Here is a 15,126-nt window from a genome sequence, read left to right as displayed (position 1 = left end):
ACTCAAAAGCTTTCTATCAACATAAAAACAGTGAACCCGCATGTGGATTCACTGTTTTCTTTTAAAATTTTGAGCCTTTATCGCCGTATTCGTTTAGGAGCTCTTCAAACGACTTGTTCTTTTCACGCTGCTTGCGCTCAAAGGCTAGTTTGGCTTGGCGCTCTTCTTCAGCCGCCTGCTCCTTCGCTGCTAAATCTTGTTTAGCCGCCTTTAATTTAGCAAGTACATCCCCACCAAGTTGATCTGCTAAGGTCATGGCCTCCTGCTTTGGTAAACTAGCTGTCAAGCCACCGTCCATACGCTGTTGTTGCTGTTTTCGTTTCTTTCCCATTGCTTTCACCTTCTTACTATCATCAAGGGCGTTTAACAATTGTTGCTACGCCTTGGCCCCCACCGATACAGAGTGTTGCAAGACCTGTTTTGGCATTAGTCTTTTCCATCTCATGTAAAAGTGTTACTAAAATACGTGCACCACTTGCACCAATTGGGTGACCAAGAGCAATTGCTCCCCCATTGACATTTAGTTTATCATGATTAAAGCCTAGTTCGCGATCGACAGCTATCGATTGCGCTGCAAATGCTTCATTGGCTTCAATTAAATCAATCGTTTCTAAAGTGACATCAGCCTTTGCTAATGCTTTCTTTACTGCTGTGACAGGTCCAGTTCCCATAATGGCTGGATCAACACCTGCACTCGCATTTGCAGCAATCAATGCCATTTGTTGAATGCCTAACGCTTCCGCTTTTTCTTTTGACATAACAACAACTGCTGCTGCGCCATCATTAATGCCGGATGCGTTTGCTGCTGTCACCGAGCCATCCTTTTTAAAAGCAGGACGTAATTTAGATAGAGACTCAGCTGTCACACCCTTACGAGGGAATTCATCTTTATTGAAAACAATTGATTCTCCCTTTCGTTGAGGTATTTCCACAGCGACAATTTCATCGTTAAACTTACCTGCTTCAATAGCTGCTTCTGCACGCTGTTGTGAGCGTGCCGCAAAAGCATCTTGCTCTTCTCGAGAAATCTCATAGGCATCGCATAAATTTTCTGCGGTAATGCCCATATGGTAATCATTAAATGCACACCATAGACCGTCATGAATCATTGTATCTACAACCTTTTGATCCCCCATACGGAAGCCTTCGCGTGCATTTTTTAAGACATATGGTGCTTGGCTCATATTTTCAAAGCCGCCTGCCACGATAATATCTGCATCTCCTGCTAAAATAGCCTGTGTTGCTAAATGCACTGCTTTTAAGCCCGAGCCACACACCTTATTAATCGTTAAGGCAGATACCTCATGTGGTAAGCCAGCTGCAATGGCTGCTTGGCGAGCTGGATTTTGCCCAAGACCTGCCGATAAAACATTCCCCATAATAACCTCGTCAACTTGTTCGCCTGCTACGCCAGCACGTGCCAATGCTTCTTTGATAACAATACTGCCTAAAGTTGTTGCTGGTACGTCCTTTAATGCTCCTTGAAAAGAACCAATCGCTGTACGTACAGCACTTACGATTACTACCTCGTTTGCCATATCCATTCTCCCCTTTTCCCCGTTCAAAAATCAACACTGCATGCATATGCTACTAGCAGATATGTATATTTTAACAAATGTTTAGAAGATTTTCGATAACAGAAATAATCGCAGTTTTGTCGGAGTTATTGTAAAATGTTGACGTGTTTTAAACAATCTTAGTTGGGAACATTACAAGTAAGAAATAGGACGTGGAGGTGCTAATCATGAAGAAGAAAATGCTTTTATTGTCAGGTATTACGACGACGCTTGCCGCTGCTGCAACAGGACTGTTCGGCTTTGCGCTTTCAAATAAATTGATGTACATTCAACAAAAGGACCCTGAGTTTGTTCGTGAACGGGAAACTACAGCTAAACGCTTTGACGAGGCTTGGTACAATAAAAATCTAAAATGTGAATTAAATATCGATTCTCCTAATGGGTATACGATTCGGGGTATTATGTTTCAGCCTTTAGAAACTAATAATACTATCATTATTTGCCATGGCGTAACAGAAAACAAAATCAACTCTGTCAAATATGCTCGACTTTTTGAACGACTAGGATACAATTCTGTCATTTTTGATCATCGTCGCCATGGGGAATCTGGTGGCAAAACGACTAGCTATGGCTATTATGAGAAAAATGACTTGGATGCCGTAGTGAAAACAGTCAAGGCGATGATTGGAGAACATGCTATTCTTGGTATTCATGGTGAATCAATGGGTGCTGCAACAATGCTCCTTTATGCAGGAACCGTAGAGGATGGTGCTGATTTTTATATTTCGGATTGTGCCTTTTCTGATTTTTCCATGCTCCTTCGACAAATTGCAAAAACAGAATTTAAATACGGCTCTATTATTCCCATTCGTTTTGCAGATTTTTTTATTCGATTGCGTGACGGCTATTCCTTTAAAAGTGTGACACCAGCTGAAGCAGTCACAAATATTGAAAAGCCAGTACTCTTTATCCATAGTATTCCTGATACATTTATTCCTGCATCTATGTCACTGGACTTATACAATAAAAAGACCGGTCCTAGGAAATTAAAGCTATTTGATACAGGAGCTCATGCTCAATCCTTTAATGAAAATATGGCTGAATATGAAGATTTAATTCATGACTTTTTAGAAAATTTTATCTATCAAAAAATGAATCGTGAATCTTCCTCCTCAAATGTTATCCCATTTCATTTCTAAAACATGAAAACCTTGCGCATAAATTTCACGCAAGGTTTATTTTTTATTCAGCAAAAACGATATGCCATTCATCACGTTTTGCTAAAAACTCTTTAGCTAATGCTTGTGCTCCTTCTAAGCTATGGCTCGCTGCCCAGCCACACTGCACCTCATTACAGGCAGGAACCGCAGTAGCCTTTGTTACATCCGTAAATGTCTTCTCTAAAATATCTAATAAATCCTCATAATCATTATGATTAATCAATGATACATAGAAACCTGTTTGACAGCCCATTGGACTAAAATCAACAATTTGATCTGAATAATTGCGGATAATGTCAGCCGATAAATGCTCTAAGGAATGTAATGCAGGCATTTCCATATGCTCTTTATTAGGCTGCTTAAAGCGAATATCGTATTTATATACTTCGTCGCCATTTTTTCCTGATTTTACACCAGCTAAACGAACATATGGTGCTTTCACCTTCGTATGATCTAAATCAAAGCTCTCAACATTTGTTTTTTCTTTCTGCAATGCACACAACTCCTTTAAATAGATTAAGTCCATTATAACGAGTTTTCCGATAGAATTGTATGATTTTTAAGAATTATATAAAATATATGGCAATTAAGAGTCTCTTAAAGGGGCACTATAATGAAAAAACAACTAGCCAGGCTTGGACTAGTTGCTCTTAAAAAAACCCAATTATTTTTGGAACTTATTCATTTGTGCCATCATTTGACGTACTTGCTTTTCAGACGGCGTACGACCCATTTGTGCCATCATCATACGAATCATTTGTTCATTAATTGGTGGGTTTTCTTTTAAATATTTCATCATAGCTTGACGAGCGAAATAGAAACCAAGTGCCGCGCCCGCTGCTAACGCAATAATTACGATAATAATCCAGCCCCATGTAGGCAACATAACCAACCTCCTCCACTACAATATACCGAGAAAAAACTCTCCACGCACCATTATACAACAAATAGTAGCGTGTTACTATATATTGTAGCGAATTTTACTAGTGCATTGTATACTTCATGGGCTTTAACCATCCACACTCATTATCTTGTTTATTGAAAGCAATAAAACGCTCACTCATCTTCGCAAGCATCTGGAATAGATCTAAATCAAGCATTCTTGACCCTTCACAATAGACACAAATTTTTCTTTCCACCAAATAGATGGCCATTTTTCCCTTAATTGGATGTTCTAAAAATAAAGCATTACGAGCCCTTTCTAAATGTGCATATTTGGAATCTAGCTGCGCCTCAAGCATCGCGGCAATCTCATCGAAACGAACAGATTCACATATATAGGCTAGCTCTTTTAAGGATTTCTCGTTAGCATCTTCACAGCCCTGCATCATCTCTAATAACTTTCGCTCTCTACCGAAAATAAACGTTAAATGCTCTTCTTTTATTTTATATATGGAATAGGTTCTCACCAGAAATCCTCCTTCGTTCAGTATCTTTTTCATAAGTATAGCTCAAGCTACCTCCTTAATTTGTCAAACGAAGGAGGTATTCATCTTCTATTTTTGTCGAAAACCTTCTAGTTTCGGACCTATCAATGACATTATGACAGAACAAAGAATGAAGGATTTTTAAGCATGAATAAGTGGTCAAGTGCTTGTAAAACTAGCTCATTTATTACGCAATCATTGATTAAAAAAGCCTTTATAGCAATCGCTTAGATTGTCCTCAGCCTCAAGACCTAGAGTAAAATCAATTTCCAGTCCGTTTTAGAAATGCTTTACGAAAGGTACTATAAAGGTACAAACGAAAGGAGCTAAAACATATGAAAAAATTTCTTCTATTAACAGGAGGCATCATTGCAGCATGTGTAGCACTTGCCTTAATCGGACCACTAGCAGGGTTACTATTTTCGGGGTTATTTGTAGCACTTGGTATGCACTTCTACATTGCAAGCAAATCAACATTCGGCAAAATCATTTGGTTCACAGTGGGTCTGATTGGTGTTCTTTCAGCCCTATCTAATATCCCGGCAATGATTGGATTAGCAGCAATCGCTATCATCTACGTCATCTATAAAAAATGGAATAACGAAGATGTTAAAATTCCAACAATTGAAGCAAAAGAAGCAGATCCGTTTACAAACTTTGAAAAAGAATGGTCAAACTTAACAAAATAAAAGGAGAGAAATTATATGAACTTATTCCAACGCTTTAAATATACAATAGAGGCAGACTTACATCAGGTATTTGATAAAAAGGAACAAAAAAATCCAATTGCCATGCTAAATCAATATATTCGCGAGGCAGAAAAACAAACTGAGCAAACAGGAACTTTGTTAGAGCGCCAAGGTCAGCTAAAGGAAAAATTGGAGCAGGAGCTGAAACAAAACACTGAGCTACTCGTTAAACGTGAAGCTCAACTAAAATTGGCTACTACTAGTGGTGAACAGGATTTAATCGATTTTGCGACAGATGAGGTTGCGGCTTACACAGCAAGAAACAACACATTACAAGCTAGTATTGAAGCAAGCACACGTGAGTACTTCGAGCTTGAGCGTAAATTTGAAACAATGAAGCACAAAATTAAAGATATGAAAGTTCGTCAATTACAGTTGATGGGCAAAGAAAACGTAACACGTGCACATCATCAAATGGATGGTATGCTTGCCAAAAACAATAAAACGAACTTTGAGGATTTAGAAGCTTATATTGATAAACTTGCTCACCAAATTGACAAAGACCATGAAGTTACTACTTTTGAGGCTCGTCTTGCCCAATTAGAAAAAAAAGCAGCGGAAGAAAATGCACCGCTACTAATCGAAAATAAATAACATGTTATAATATAAAGAAATAAGGGATGCCTCTATTAGGAAGCATCCCATTTCTTTGAAGAAAAACTAATAAGGCAAAGTCAGAGGTTGTCACAGCATTGTTACCTCTGAATTACGAGATAAAGGAATATTCATAATGAAAAACAGAAAGTGGTTTAGTCATATGATTAAAATATGTCTTTTTGCTTTTATTATACTTCTATTATTTGCACTCATATTATTCGGTTATCGTTTGGTTGTACAACAGCACATTGTTCAAAAAAGTGCTGAAATTATTAAAAATGGTGGTATAAGTGAGCTAAAAGAAATAGTGGTCAATGGAGAGAAACAGTTTATCTTAGTGGAAGGGCAAGATAAGGAGAAGCCCTTTTGTTTATTCCTTCATGGTGGACCGGGTTCTCCGTTTCCTTATGGTGTAAGTGCGCGAACATTGTATCCAGAAATAACTGAGAATTGTGTCGCAGTCTATTATGACCAAAGAGGTTCAGGTAAAAGCTTTAACAAGGAGCTATCGATTGATACTATGAATCTATCTCAATTTACAGAAGATGCTAATCGTATCGTTGATTATATTAGAGAGCTTTATCAGCAGGAAAAAGTCTTTGTCATTGGTCAATCCTTCGGTACGATTATTGGTACTCAATTAGTGGCTAAATATCCTGAAAAATTCCACGCCTATTTAGGTATTGCTCAAATAACTGATATTATTAAAGGACAGGAACTCGGTTATAGCTGGTTAAAAATTAAGGCACAAGAAAATGATGATGAGAAAACACTGAGCATTTTGGAGGATATAGGAAAGGGACCTTATCTAGAGGAGGACGAGGATCGATTTAGTGACCTGATTAATCAATATAAAGGAATGAATTATTTTGATGAAACGATAGAAAAGGTTAATCTTTTTGGTTTAATAAAAGGAGCTTTTACTTCACCAGATTACTCTTTACGGGATTTATATAAAGCTTTTATTTCTGGGCCTCAATTTAGCCTTGTTAAAAGCAAGTCATTAAAAGAAGAAATTATCCGAACAAATTTTTTTGATACGGTAAAAAGTATAGACGTTCCTGTTTACATTATTCATGGTAAATATGACAAACAGGCAAATTTTGAATTGGCAAAACAATATTACGAGCTTTTAGATGCGCCAAATGGTAAGGAATTTATCACATTGGAGCACTCTGCCCATTACCCAAATGAGCTCGATGCCCCCATCATAAATGACACAATAAAAAACATGCTTGAAAAATAAAACTTTGATCTTTTAGAGAAGTTCGGCTTCTCTCATCAATATCTAGAAAGAAGGGTGACCCTCTTGCAAAATTTCACAACCAATAAGCTTACATTTTGGGTACTAAGCTTCTTTTTACTCGTTTTTGTAGAGCTTACAATTTTTAATAATGGCGGCGCCTTTAGTCTATTGATTGGAGCAGGACTTCTTTACTTAAGTTTCTCGAAAAAAAATCGTTTCTTTAAATGGACAGGAATTTTCTTCATTGCCATAGCCCTCTTTACGATGTGGAGCCTGCGCCTGTTTATTGTTATCATACTGCTCTACATGCTTTATCAATATTTACAAAGAGAAAATGAAGCAAAGGTGGTCGGCTCTGAGCTATTTGAAAAGCTTCCTGCTACAAAAAATGAAATATTCGGTACGATGCCTGCACCTATAGATGCCTATAAATGGCAAGATGTACAAATTCAAAGGCTCGCTGGTGATATTACAATAGATACGACACAAACCATTTTACCTGCTGGCACAAGTATAATTACGATTCGTCAAGGCATTGGTAAGGTGCAAATTTATATACCTTATGAAATTCCATTCCGTTTACACTATACAACCCTATTTGGCGAAATAACTTGCTTAAATATTGGACCGCAACGCTTACTGAATGAAAGTGTAAGCTTCTCAGATGGCAACCCTGAAGATGCAAAGCGTACACTTGTTATACACGTTGCAACATGGCTTGGAGACTTGGAGGTGCTACGTAAATGATTGCTTTTATTTCAAGAATCTTTACGCTATTTTTCATTTTAACGAGTGCTGCTTTTGGTCTCCTCGTAGCTGTCTGGGGTGAACCAAAGGAGAAGACCTGGGAACCTCTTTGGCATCAACAATATGGCAATATGCCATTAGGCGGAATAATACTTCTCAGCATTTTTGGTCTTAGTCTACTAATAGCAAGCTGGATTAGTATGACAGCTCGTGCTAGAGAAGCTCAGGCAACGCACATCGTCAAACAATTAATTGAACCAGATTTTATCTTACCTAAAAAGCAACCTTTGCCGAAACCGCTGAAAAAAGCAATCGTGCAAACAAGTGAATTAATCGATACCCAACGAAAAAGCTTGCAGCGATTATCGAATGAACGAGCAGAAGCAAATGATAAAATTATACAGGAACGCATTATTGCTGAACGTCAGCGCCTTGCCAGAGAACTACATGATTCTGTTTCACAACAATTATTTGCAGCCTCTATGCTATTGTCCGCATTAACGGAGAACAATGAAAATGCCACAAGCTTAAAGCAGGTCGAAAAAATTGTTCAACAGGCACAGCTAGAAATGCGAGCATTATTATTACATTTACGCCCTGTTGCATTGCATAATAAAACACTTGCACAAGGTCTAGAGGAGCTAATTATTGAGCTTCAGCAGAAAGTATTTTTTCATATTGAATATGAGTTGGAGGAAATGTCTTTATCGAAAGCCGAGGAGGACCATTTATTCCGTATTGCTCAGGAGGCACTATCCAATACGTTGCGCCATGCAAAGGCGAGCGAGGTCGAATTACTGCTTGTTGCCCGAGATGGTTTAGCTATTTTACGCATTCAGGATAATGGTCTTGGCTTTGATATTGAAGCGGATAAATCTACTTCCTATGGCTTGCAAAATATTGCTGAACGAGCAGTGGAGATTGGCTGTACGTACAAAATTGTGTCAGTGCCTGGAGAAGGTACAATTGTAGAGGTGAAAATTCCACTACAAAAGGAGGTTGAAATAAATGATTCAAGTGTTAATAGTGGATGACCATGAAATGGTGCGGATCGGTGTTTCTGCCTACTTGTCAGCACAGCCAGACATAACAGTTGTAGGAGAGGCTGAAAATGGCAAAGTGGCGGTTGAGCGTGCCCTCGCTCTTCGTCCCGATATTATTTTAATGGACAATGTTATGCCAATTATGACAGGGGCTGAAGCAACGGCTGAAATTTTAACGGCATGGCCAGAGGCAAAAATAATGATGGTCACAAGTTTTTTAGACGATGACAAAGTCTATCCTGCACTTGAGGCAGGTGCAGTCAGCTATATTTTAAAAACATCAAATGCAAAGCAGATTGCGGACGCTATTCGCAAAACAATGGGTGGCGAAACAGTTTTAGAGCCCGAGGTGACATCCAAAATGATGCACCGTATGCGCCATGGCAACAGCACCCCACTTTATGAGCAATTAACAGACCGTGAGATGGAAGTGCTGCTGTTAATGGCTCAAGGTAAGGCGAATCAGGAAATTGCGGATGACTTATATATTGCCTTAAAAACTGTAAAAACACATGTCAGCAATATTTTAGCGAAGCTTGATGTCCAAGATCGCACACAGGCAGTTGTCTATGCCTTCCAAAATGGGCTGGCAAAGTAACATTGTTCAATCATCCATTTCAACTTTACGAAACTGCATTTTTAGCAATGCAGTTTCAAGTGTTGAAAAATTAAATAGTCAAGGGACTCTTTGTGAATATTTAGTCAAAATGAAGGTGATTTCCGTTCCAGGCTACTCGCTTTCCTGTGGGCGAGCGACGAGCGCTTCCTGCGCTGACGCTCCGTGCAGGGTCTCGTCTGTCTCGCTATCCCACGGGAGTCGAGTAGCCTTGCACTCCAATCAGCAATAGTGTAGAACTTTAAATATTTTCTTCCCTCAAAAGTAGCATATTACTCACCATCATTAAATGGATAGAATATTGGTACAATTCTACAGATGTTAACCTACATTTTATGCGGAAAACAAACTACTTTGTAACTTTACATAAAATACTCCTCTGTTTTCGCATAGAAAAATGTTATCAAAGCTCCATTTTTGCACAATATAGTGATAGCTAAGACTTCAAATTTATCACAATATATTTGTGTGAATTGCCAGAAGAAAATACGATGAGCAAAGGTTGATTGGAGTGTAGACTGAGTGACTCCTTGGGGATTCAGCGTCACAGATGAGACCCTGGAGCGAGCAATGCGAGTGAAGCGGCTCATCGGACGCCCCCAGGAAAGCACTCAGTCGGAACGGAGATCAACCCCTCGTTTTGAAAAAGAGCTATACTTTTTAATTTGTCACCTTGATTTCATTGACATAATAGTATTTCAACAACATGAAACTGCATTTTTAGCAATGCAGTTTTTTATTTACTAAAAAACGCCTGGAGCTCAGGGACACTGTTTACTATATACGTTGCTTGTGCATTCTGTAGTTCTTGCCATGACCCAAAGCCGTATGTTACACCAATCGAATCAATTTGATTTTCTTGTGCGCCAGCAATATCATATTTTCGATCTCCTATCATAATAAATTGCTGACGAGGAACCTCGCTAAAGTTTTCTAGAACAAACTCAATGATCTCACCTTTTGCGGATCGCGTACCATCTAAATGACTTCCAACCACCAGATCAAAAAAATGCTCAAGGTTAAAATAGCTTAATATTTGTTCCGCAAAAACGGTTGGCTTAGACGTGGCCACTGCTAATTGATAGCCTTGCTCCTTCAAATTTGCTAATAAGGGGGTTACATCTGGATAGAGCTTATTTTCATACATACCCTTTGTTGAAAATCGCTCCCGATAATAAGCAATTGCTTGATGGATTTGTGCCTCATCCATACCATATTGTTCAGCAAGAGATACTTGCAATGGTGGACCAATAAATGTCTCTAGCTTATCCAAATCCTCCTCAATAATCGCCATCTTTTCTAAGGCATATTGCACAGATTTTGTTATCCCGATTTTAGGATCAGACAAGGTGCCATCTAAATCAAATAATACTACTCTATAGTTTTTCATATCCCTACCCCATTTTTTCAAAATATTCTCTAATTGTATAAAATAATGGTAATATAAATTTTAAGAAAAATTGAACCTTCTATTTCTATTATCGTTACTATTTAATATAAGGAGGAATTGTATGGAAACACAATTAACTTATAAACAATTTGTTACGAATCATTCGTTTTCTCTACTCGATCCTATTTTTGAGGTCATATTGCTATTCGCTGTGATATTGCTAATGTTTGTCTTTTTTAAAAATGTACCTATTTGGTTTTGTCTACTGTTTGCAGGATTCTCTATCCTTATTTCAGGTCAGCTGCTTTGGTTTAGTGGTATTATAGTCGATGAACTCAATATTGGAGGAAGTGCAAAGAGCTTCTTCATATTTATTGCCACTCTGTGTATTCATGGCGCAGCTATTTGGATTGCCCTTATAAAATCTTCCAAACGTGAAAAAGTACCGCAGCACTCAGAGGGTTTTTAACCCTACTGAGTATTGCGGTACCTCAATCTATTAGAGAGCTTTTACTTTCTCTACAACATTCTCTACTGTAAATCCGTATTTCTCCATTACTAATTCACCTGGTGCTGATGCGCCGAACTTGTCGATAGCAATAACGTCACCTTCAAAGCCAGTATATTTATGCCAGCCGAATGATGCACCCATTTCAATTGCAAGACGTTTTGTCACAGCTTTTGGTAGAATCGATTCTTTATAAGCAGCATCTTGCTTTTCAAAACGATCCATAGATGGCATTGATACAACTGCTACATCCACGCCATCTGCTTTTAATGCTTTTTGTGTCTCAATAGCAAGTGAAACCTCAGAGCCAGTTGCTATTAAAATCGCATCTGCCACTTCTTTTGAAGCTGGAGATACTGTATAAGCACCCTTCGCAACTCCTTCACGTACTGTATCAATTGATGCATTCAGTACAGGCAAGTTTTGACGAGATAGCACTAAAACAGTTGGTGTTTTTTCTGATGCTATGGCAAGCTCCCAAGCAACTGCTGATTCATTTGCATCTGCAGGGCGAATAACAGATAGATTTGGCATTGCACGTAATGAAGCTAGGTGTTCGATTGGCTCATGTGTTGGACCATCTTCCCCTACTGCGATAGAGTCATGTGTAAATACATACGTTACAGGAAGACCCATTAATGCAGAAAGGCGAACAGCTGGACGAACGTAATCAGAGAATACGAAGAACGTACCACCAAATACATTTAATCCACCATGAAGCGCCATTCCGTTCATAGCAGCACCCATTGCAAATTCACGAACACCAAACCAGATATTACGGCCAGCATAATCGTCTGCAGAGAAATCGCCTGCACCCTTCATCGTTGTTTTATTAGAGCCTGCAAGGTCAGCAGAGCCACCAAAGAATGAAGGTGTTTTCTTCGCAATGGCATTAATCGCATCACCTGAAGAAGAACGAGTTGCAACAGATTTACCTGCTTCATATACTGGTAACTCAGAAGCAAAGTCCTCTGGTAATTCCCCATTCATAGCTTTTTCAAATTGAGCAGCTAGCTCTGGGAATTCTTCTTTGTAGGCTGCAAATTTTGCATTCCAAGCTTCTTCCGGCTGTGCTCCTTGAATTTCAGCAGCGGCATTAAATGTATCGTATACTTCAGCAGGAATTTGGAATGGTTCATGTGCCCATTCATAGGCTGCTTTTGTTAATACGACTTCATCTGTACCAAGTGGTGCACCATGTGAATCTGCCTTACCAGATTTATTTGGAGAACCGAAACCAATCACCGTTTTTACTTCAATCAATGTTGGTTTGCCAGCTGATTTTTTAGCTTCCTCGATAGCAGTGTTAATGGCTTCAACATCTGTGCCATCTGCTACTTTTAAATAGTTCCAGCCATATGATTCGAAACGCTTTTGCACATTTTCTGAGAATGATTTTTCTAAATCTCCATCAAGAGAAATATCATTTGAATCGTAAAGCACGATTAATTTTTCAAGTTTTAAGTGACCTGCTAAAGAAATAGCCTCTGCTGCTACACCTTCCATTAAGTCACCATCACCACATAGTGCGAATGTATAGTGATCAACAATGTCATGACCTGGTTTATTGTAAGTAGCTGCTAAATGACGCTCAGCCATTGCCATACCTACTGTCATAGCAATCCCTTGACCTAGAGGACCTGTTGTTGCCTCTACTCCAACTGTATGACCATATTCAGGATGTCCTGGAGTTAATGAATCCCATTGACGGAAGTTTTGAATTTCCTCCATTGGTAAGCCGTAGCCACCTAGATGAAGTAAACTGTACAGAAGCATAGAGCCATGACCTGCAGAAAGTACAAAACGATCACGGTTAAACCATTTTGGGTTAGCTGGATTATGGTGAAGTTGTTTTGTCCATAGCGTATAAGCCATTGGCGCTGCCCCCATCGGTAAACCTGGGTGACCTGAATTTGCTTTTTCAATTGCATCGATTGACAATGTTCGGATAGCATTAATCGCTAGTTGATCCGCATGTTGAGTCATTTTGTTGTGACATCCTTTCTCGTCCTATATATTGTTCTTTTACAGTTTAGTCAACATTGCCACAGAAAACAATGCTTTTGTTATACTATTTGCTTTTATGACATACTTTATATTTATTTATACTGTGTAGCATTCAAAATCAGGCTACACTTATGCTGAGACGTAATTGATCTAAATGTGTCACATTAATTTAGAAATTTATTTTTTTTCGCTTGTTTAACCTTCTCTGGTGTTACATCATTGCCTTCTACATCTACCACTTTTACATGTTCAATGGTATCACGCATAGTTGCTCTAAATGTATCTAAATACTCTTTACGAAGTGCTGTCTGCTCCTTCGCTTCCGCCTCCGTTAATGTCCCACTTTTTGCTTTGGCAGAAAGTTCATTGATTCGCTTAATTTTTTCCTTTGATAACATAGTTACACACCTTTCCAGTACATATCTTAATGTATTTGGTATGCAAAGTATAGCATGTATTCCCTTAAAATGCAGTTATACCAACCCTTTTACTATAGTAAAAAATACCACTAATAACATGACTTTCAGGAGTTAGATGTGTATAACTATAGTAGAACCTAAAAAAATTTACATACATGGAGGAAAAGACAATGAAGATAGAAACAAATAGATTATGCATTCGAAAATTTAAGGAGGACGATTGGCAAGCTGTCTATGAATATACGTCTGATAGTCATGTGATGAAGTATATTCCAGAGGGTGTTTTTAACGAGGATATGGCTAAGAAATTTGTATCAGACAATAGTGGCGAACAGGCAAAATACTTTCCAGTTACTTTAATAGAAGAGGATTTAATAATTGGTCATATTGTTTTCCATCAATATTTTGGCGACCATACATTTGAAATTGGCTGGGTCTTTCATCCTAAATATTACAATAAAGGCTATGCTTCTGAGGCAGCAAAAGCTGTCCTGCACTATGGATTCAAGGAAATGAACCTACATCGAATCATTGCAACATGCCAGCCAGAAAATATTGCCTCCTATCGTGTCATGGAGAAAATCGGCATGAGACGTGAAGGATATTTTAAAAAATGTATCCCAAATGGTGAGGAATGGTGGGATGAATACTATTATGCTGTTTTAGGTGAAGAGTGGGTTTGATTGCAATCGACCAAAGGGAATATTCATATAGTGACTTCAAACAATTTGCAAAAAAATAGAGTTGTAGATCATCTACGGCTCTTTTTTATGCCTTAAATGTCTAATATATTGGACATTATTGAGATTTTTAAACTATAATATGTCCAATACTTTAGACAAATGAGGGGATAAAGTTGAAGAATATCATCAAAGCATTAAGAAAAAAATTAGGAATGACACAAGAGGCGCTTGCAAGGGAATGTGGCGTTGTTAGGCAAACGATTAATTGTATTGAAAATGACAAATATGACCCTACTCTTGAATTAGCCTTTAAAATTGCAAAAGCCCTAAATAGAAAAGTTGACGAGGTGTTTATTTATGAGTAAGTTTTGCCCTGATTATATGATTACCATGAAGGATTTCGTAAAGGAGGGCTCTGCCATCTTGCGAAAGAAGACAAACGAGGTGATGTTACCTGTAGCAAAAGAAGATCAAGATGTATTACGATGTATGCTTCAATATTTAAGGAACAGCCAAGATCCAGACATTTCGAAAAAATATAAATTACGCCCAGGATCAGGATTATCCGCCAACCAAATTGGACTTAGCAAAAGAATGTTCGCCGCTCTATTTGAAGAAGGTAATCAAATGTATGAATATATGCTCGTTAACCCTAAAATCATTCGTCACTCTTTAAACATGATTTATTTACCAGAGGGAGAAGGTTGTCTTTCCGTTAATAGGAAGATTAATGGCTATGTACCACGATATGAAAGAATTAAAGTTAAAGCATATGACATTCTTGGTCAAGAAATCATTCTTCAATTTAACGGCTATGGTGCCATCCTAATGCAGCATGAAATCGATCATTTAAACGGAATTATGTTTTATGACAGAATAAATCAAGAACATCCATTTAAATTACCCGATAATGTAGTGATTGAGAGCTTGTATTAATCTCGCTCTCCTATTTCATCA

The 15,126-nt window shown here is 38.2% G+C and carries 19 protein-coding genes; 11 read left to right on the top strand and 8 right to left on the bottom strand.

Annotated features, from left to right (window positions below; all coding sequences use genetic code 11):
* Positions 1–61 precede the first annotated feature (61 nt).
* Positions 62–331, bottom strand: a complete 270-nt coding sequence (locus AC1RNS_RS00685) for a YqkE family protein (RefSeq protein ID WP_492990065.1) — start codon at positions 329–331, stop codon at positions 62–64.
* 22 nt (positions 332–353) lie between these two features.
* Positions 354–1,538, bottom strand: coding sequence for an acetyl-CoA C-acetyltransferase (locus tag AC1RNS_RS00680; protein WP_492990063.1), 1,185 nt, complete (start codon positions 1,536–1,538; stop codon positions 354–356).
* Positions 1,539–1,744: 206 nt separating this feature from the next.
* On the opposite strand from AC1RNS_RS00680, the gene AC1RNS_RS00675 reads away from it, so the two are divergent.
* Complete coding sequence (locus AC1RNS_RS00675) at positions 1,745–2,716, top strand: alpha/beta hydrolase (RefSeq protein WP_492990061.1); 972 nt, start codon at positions 1,745–1,747, stop codon at positions 2,714–2,716.
* Positions 2,717–2,759: 43 nt separating this feature from the next.
* Here AC1RNS_RS00675 and AC1RNS_RS00670 read toward each other — a convergent pair whose 3' ends face one another.
* From AC1RNS_RS00670 to sirA, 3 genes are all read right to left on the bottom strand, one after another.
* Positions 2,760–3,263, bottom strand: coding sequence for an S-ribosylhomocysteine lyase (locus AC1RNS_RS00670; protein ID WP_492990060.1), 504 nt, complete (start codon positions 3,261–3,263; stop codon positions 2,760–2,762).
* 138 nt (positions 3,264–3,401) lie between these two features.
* Positions 3,402–3,620, bottom strand: coding sequence for a YneF family protein (locus AC1RNS_RS00665; protein WP_004232154.1), 219 nt, complete (start codon positions 3,618–3,620; stop codon positions 3,402–3,404).
* Positions 3,621–3,720: 100 nt separating this feature from the next.
* Entirely contained in the window at positions 3,721–4,146 is a 426-nt protein-coding gene (gene sirA / locus AC1RNS_RS00660) for a sporulation inhibitor of replication protein SirA (RefSeq protein WP_427547886.1), read from the bottom strand.
* 353 nt (positions 4,147–4,499) lie between these two features.
* Between sirA and AC1RNS_RS00655 the strand changes: the two genes are divergently transcribed.
* The 6 genes from AC1RNS_RS00655 to AC1RNS_RS00630 all read left to right on the top strand — a co-directional run bounded on the left by AC1RNS_RS00655 (position 4,500) and on the right by AC1RNS_RS00630 (position 9,144).
* Positions 4,500–4,853, top strand: a complete 354-nt coding sequence (locus tag AC1RNS_RS00655; RefSeq protein ID WP_492990058.1) for a lmo0954 family membrane protein — start codon at positions 4,500–4,502, stop codon at positions 4,851–4,853.
* Positions 4,854–4,868: 15 nt separating this feature from the next.
* Positions 4,869–5,507: a PspA/IM30 family protein gene (locus tag AC1RNS_RS00650; protein WP_492990057.1), complete on the top strand. Its 639-nt coding sequence runs from the start codon at positions 4,869–4,871 to the stop codon at positions 5,505–5,507.
* 136 nt (positions 5,508–5,643) lie between these two features.
* Positions 5,644–6,756, top strand: a complete 1,113-nt coding sequence (locus AC1RNS_RS00645) for an alpha/beta fold hydrolase (protein WP_492990056.1) — start codon at positions 5,644–5,646, stop codon at positions 6,754–6,756.
* Between the two features lie 63 nt (positions 6,757–6,819).
* Positions 6,820–7,503: a cell wall-active antibiotics response protein LiaF gene (gene liaF, locus AC1RNS_RS00640; RefSeq protein WP_492990055.1), complete on the top strand. Its 684-nt coding sequence runs from the start codon at positions 6,820–6,822 to the stop codon at positions 7,501–7,503.
* Positions 7,500–8,537: a sensor histidine kinase gene (locus AC1RNS_RS00635; protein WP_492990054.1), complete on the top strand. Its 1,038-nt coding sequence runs from the start codon at positions 7,500–7,502 to the stop codon at positions 8,535–8,537. Before liaF ends, AC1RNS_RS00635 begins: the two co-directional genes overlap by 4 nt.
* Complete coding sequence (locus AC1RNS_RS00630; protein WP_054772235.1) at positions 8,512–9,144, top strand: response regulator transcription factor; 633 nt, start codon at positions 8,512–8,514, stop codon at positions 9,142–9,144. The genes AC1RNS_RS00635 and AC1RNS_RS00630 overlap by 26 nt, the downstream gene beginning before the upstream one ends.
* 754 nt (positions 9,145–9,898) lie before the next feature.
* On the opposite strand, the gene AC1RNS_RS00625 is transcribed toward AC1RNS_RS00630, so the two are convergent.
* On the bottom strand, positions 9,899–10,552 hold the full coding sequence (locus AC1RNS_RS00625; RefSeq protein ID WP_492990053.1) for an HAD family hydrolase: 654 nt from the start codon (positions 10,550–10,552) through the stop codon (positions 9,899–9,901).
* 121 nt (positions 10,553–10,673) lie between these two features.
* Here AC1RNS_RS00625 and AC1RNS_RS00620 point away from each other — a divergent pair, with 121 nt between their 5' ends.
* Positions 10,674–11,021, top strand: a complete 348-nt coding sequence (locus AC1RNS_RS00620; protein WP_492990051.1) for a hypothetical protein — start codon at positions 10,674–10,676, stop codon at positions 11,019–11,021.
* A gap of 30 nt (positions 11,022–11,051) precedes the next feature.
* On the opposite strand, the gene tkt is transcribed toward AC1RNS_RS00620, so the two are convergent.
* A complete protein-coding gene (gene tkt / locus AC1RNS_RS00615) occupies positions 11,052–13,046 on the bottom strand; it encodes a transketolase (protein WP_492990049.1) in 1,995 nt (664 codons plus the stop codon).
* Positions 13,047–13,231: 185 nt separating this feature from the next.
* On the bottom strand, positions 13,232–13,465 hold the full coding sequence (locus tag AC1RNS_RS00610; RefSeq protein WP_492990048.1) for a DUF896 domain-containing protein: 234 nt from the start codon (positions 13,463–13,465) through the stop codon (positions 13,232–13,234).
* Between the two features lie 191 nt (positions 13,466–13,656).
* Here AC1RNS_RS00610 and AC1RNS_RS00605 point away from each other — a divergent pair, with 191 nt between their 5' ends.
* The 3 genes from AC1RNS_RS00605 (at position 13,657) to def (ending at position 15,105) form a co-directional block, all read left to right on the top strand.
* Positions 13,657–14,169 carry a GNAT family N-acetyltransferase gene (locus AC1RNS_RS00605; RefSeq protein ID WP_492990047.1) on the top strand — a complete coding sequence of 171 codons (513 nt, stop codon included), beginning with the start codon at positions 13,657–13,659 and terminating at the stop codon, positions 14,167–14,169.
* A gap of 173 nt (positions 14,170–14,342) precedes the next feature.
* Positions 14,343–14,534: a helix-turn-helix transcriptional regulator gene (locus AC1RNS_RS00600; RefSeq protein WP_053594565.1), complete on the top strand. Its 192-nt coding sequence runs from the start codon at positions 14,343–14,345 to the stop codon at positions 14,532–14,534.
* On the top strand, positions 14,527–15,105 hold the full coding sequence (def, locus tag AC1RNS_RS00595) for a peptide deformylase (protein ID WP_492990044.1): 579 nt from the start codon (positions 14,527–14,529) through the stop codon (positions 15,103–15,105). The genes AC1RNS_RS00600 and def overlap by 8 nt, the downstream gene beginning before the upstream one ends.
* Positions 15,106–15,126: the final 21 nt, after the last annotated feature.

The organism is Lysinibacillus sp. GW821-FHT14F06, from assembly GCF_058803665.1.
The sequence above is the reverse complement of the archived record's forward strand: the minus strand, read 5'-3'. Positions and strand labels throughout refer to the sequence as shown.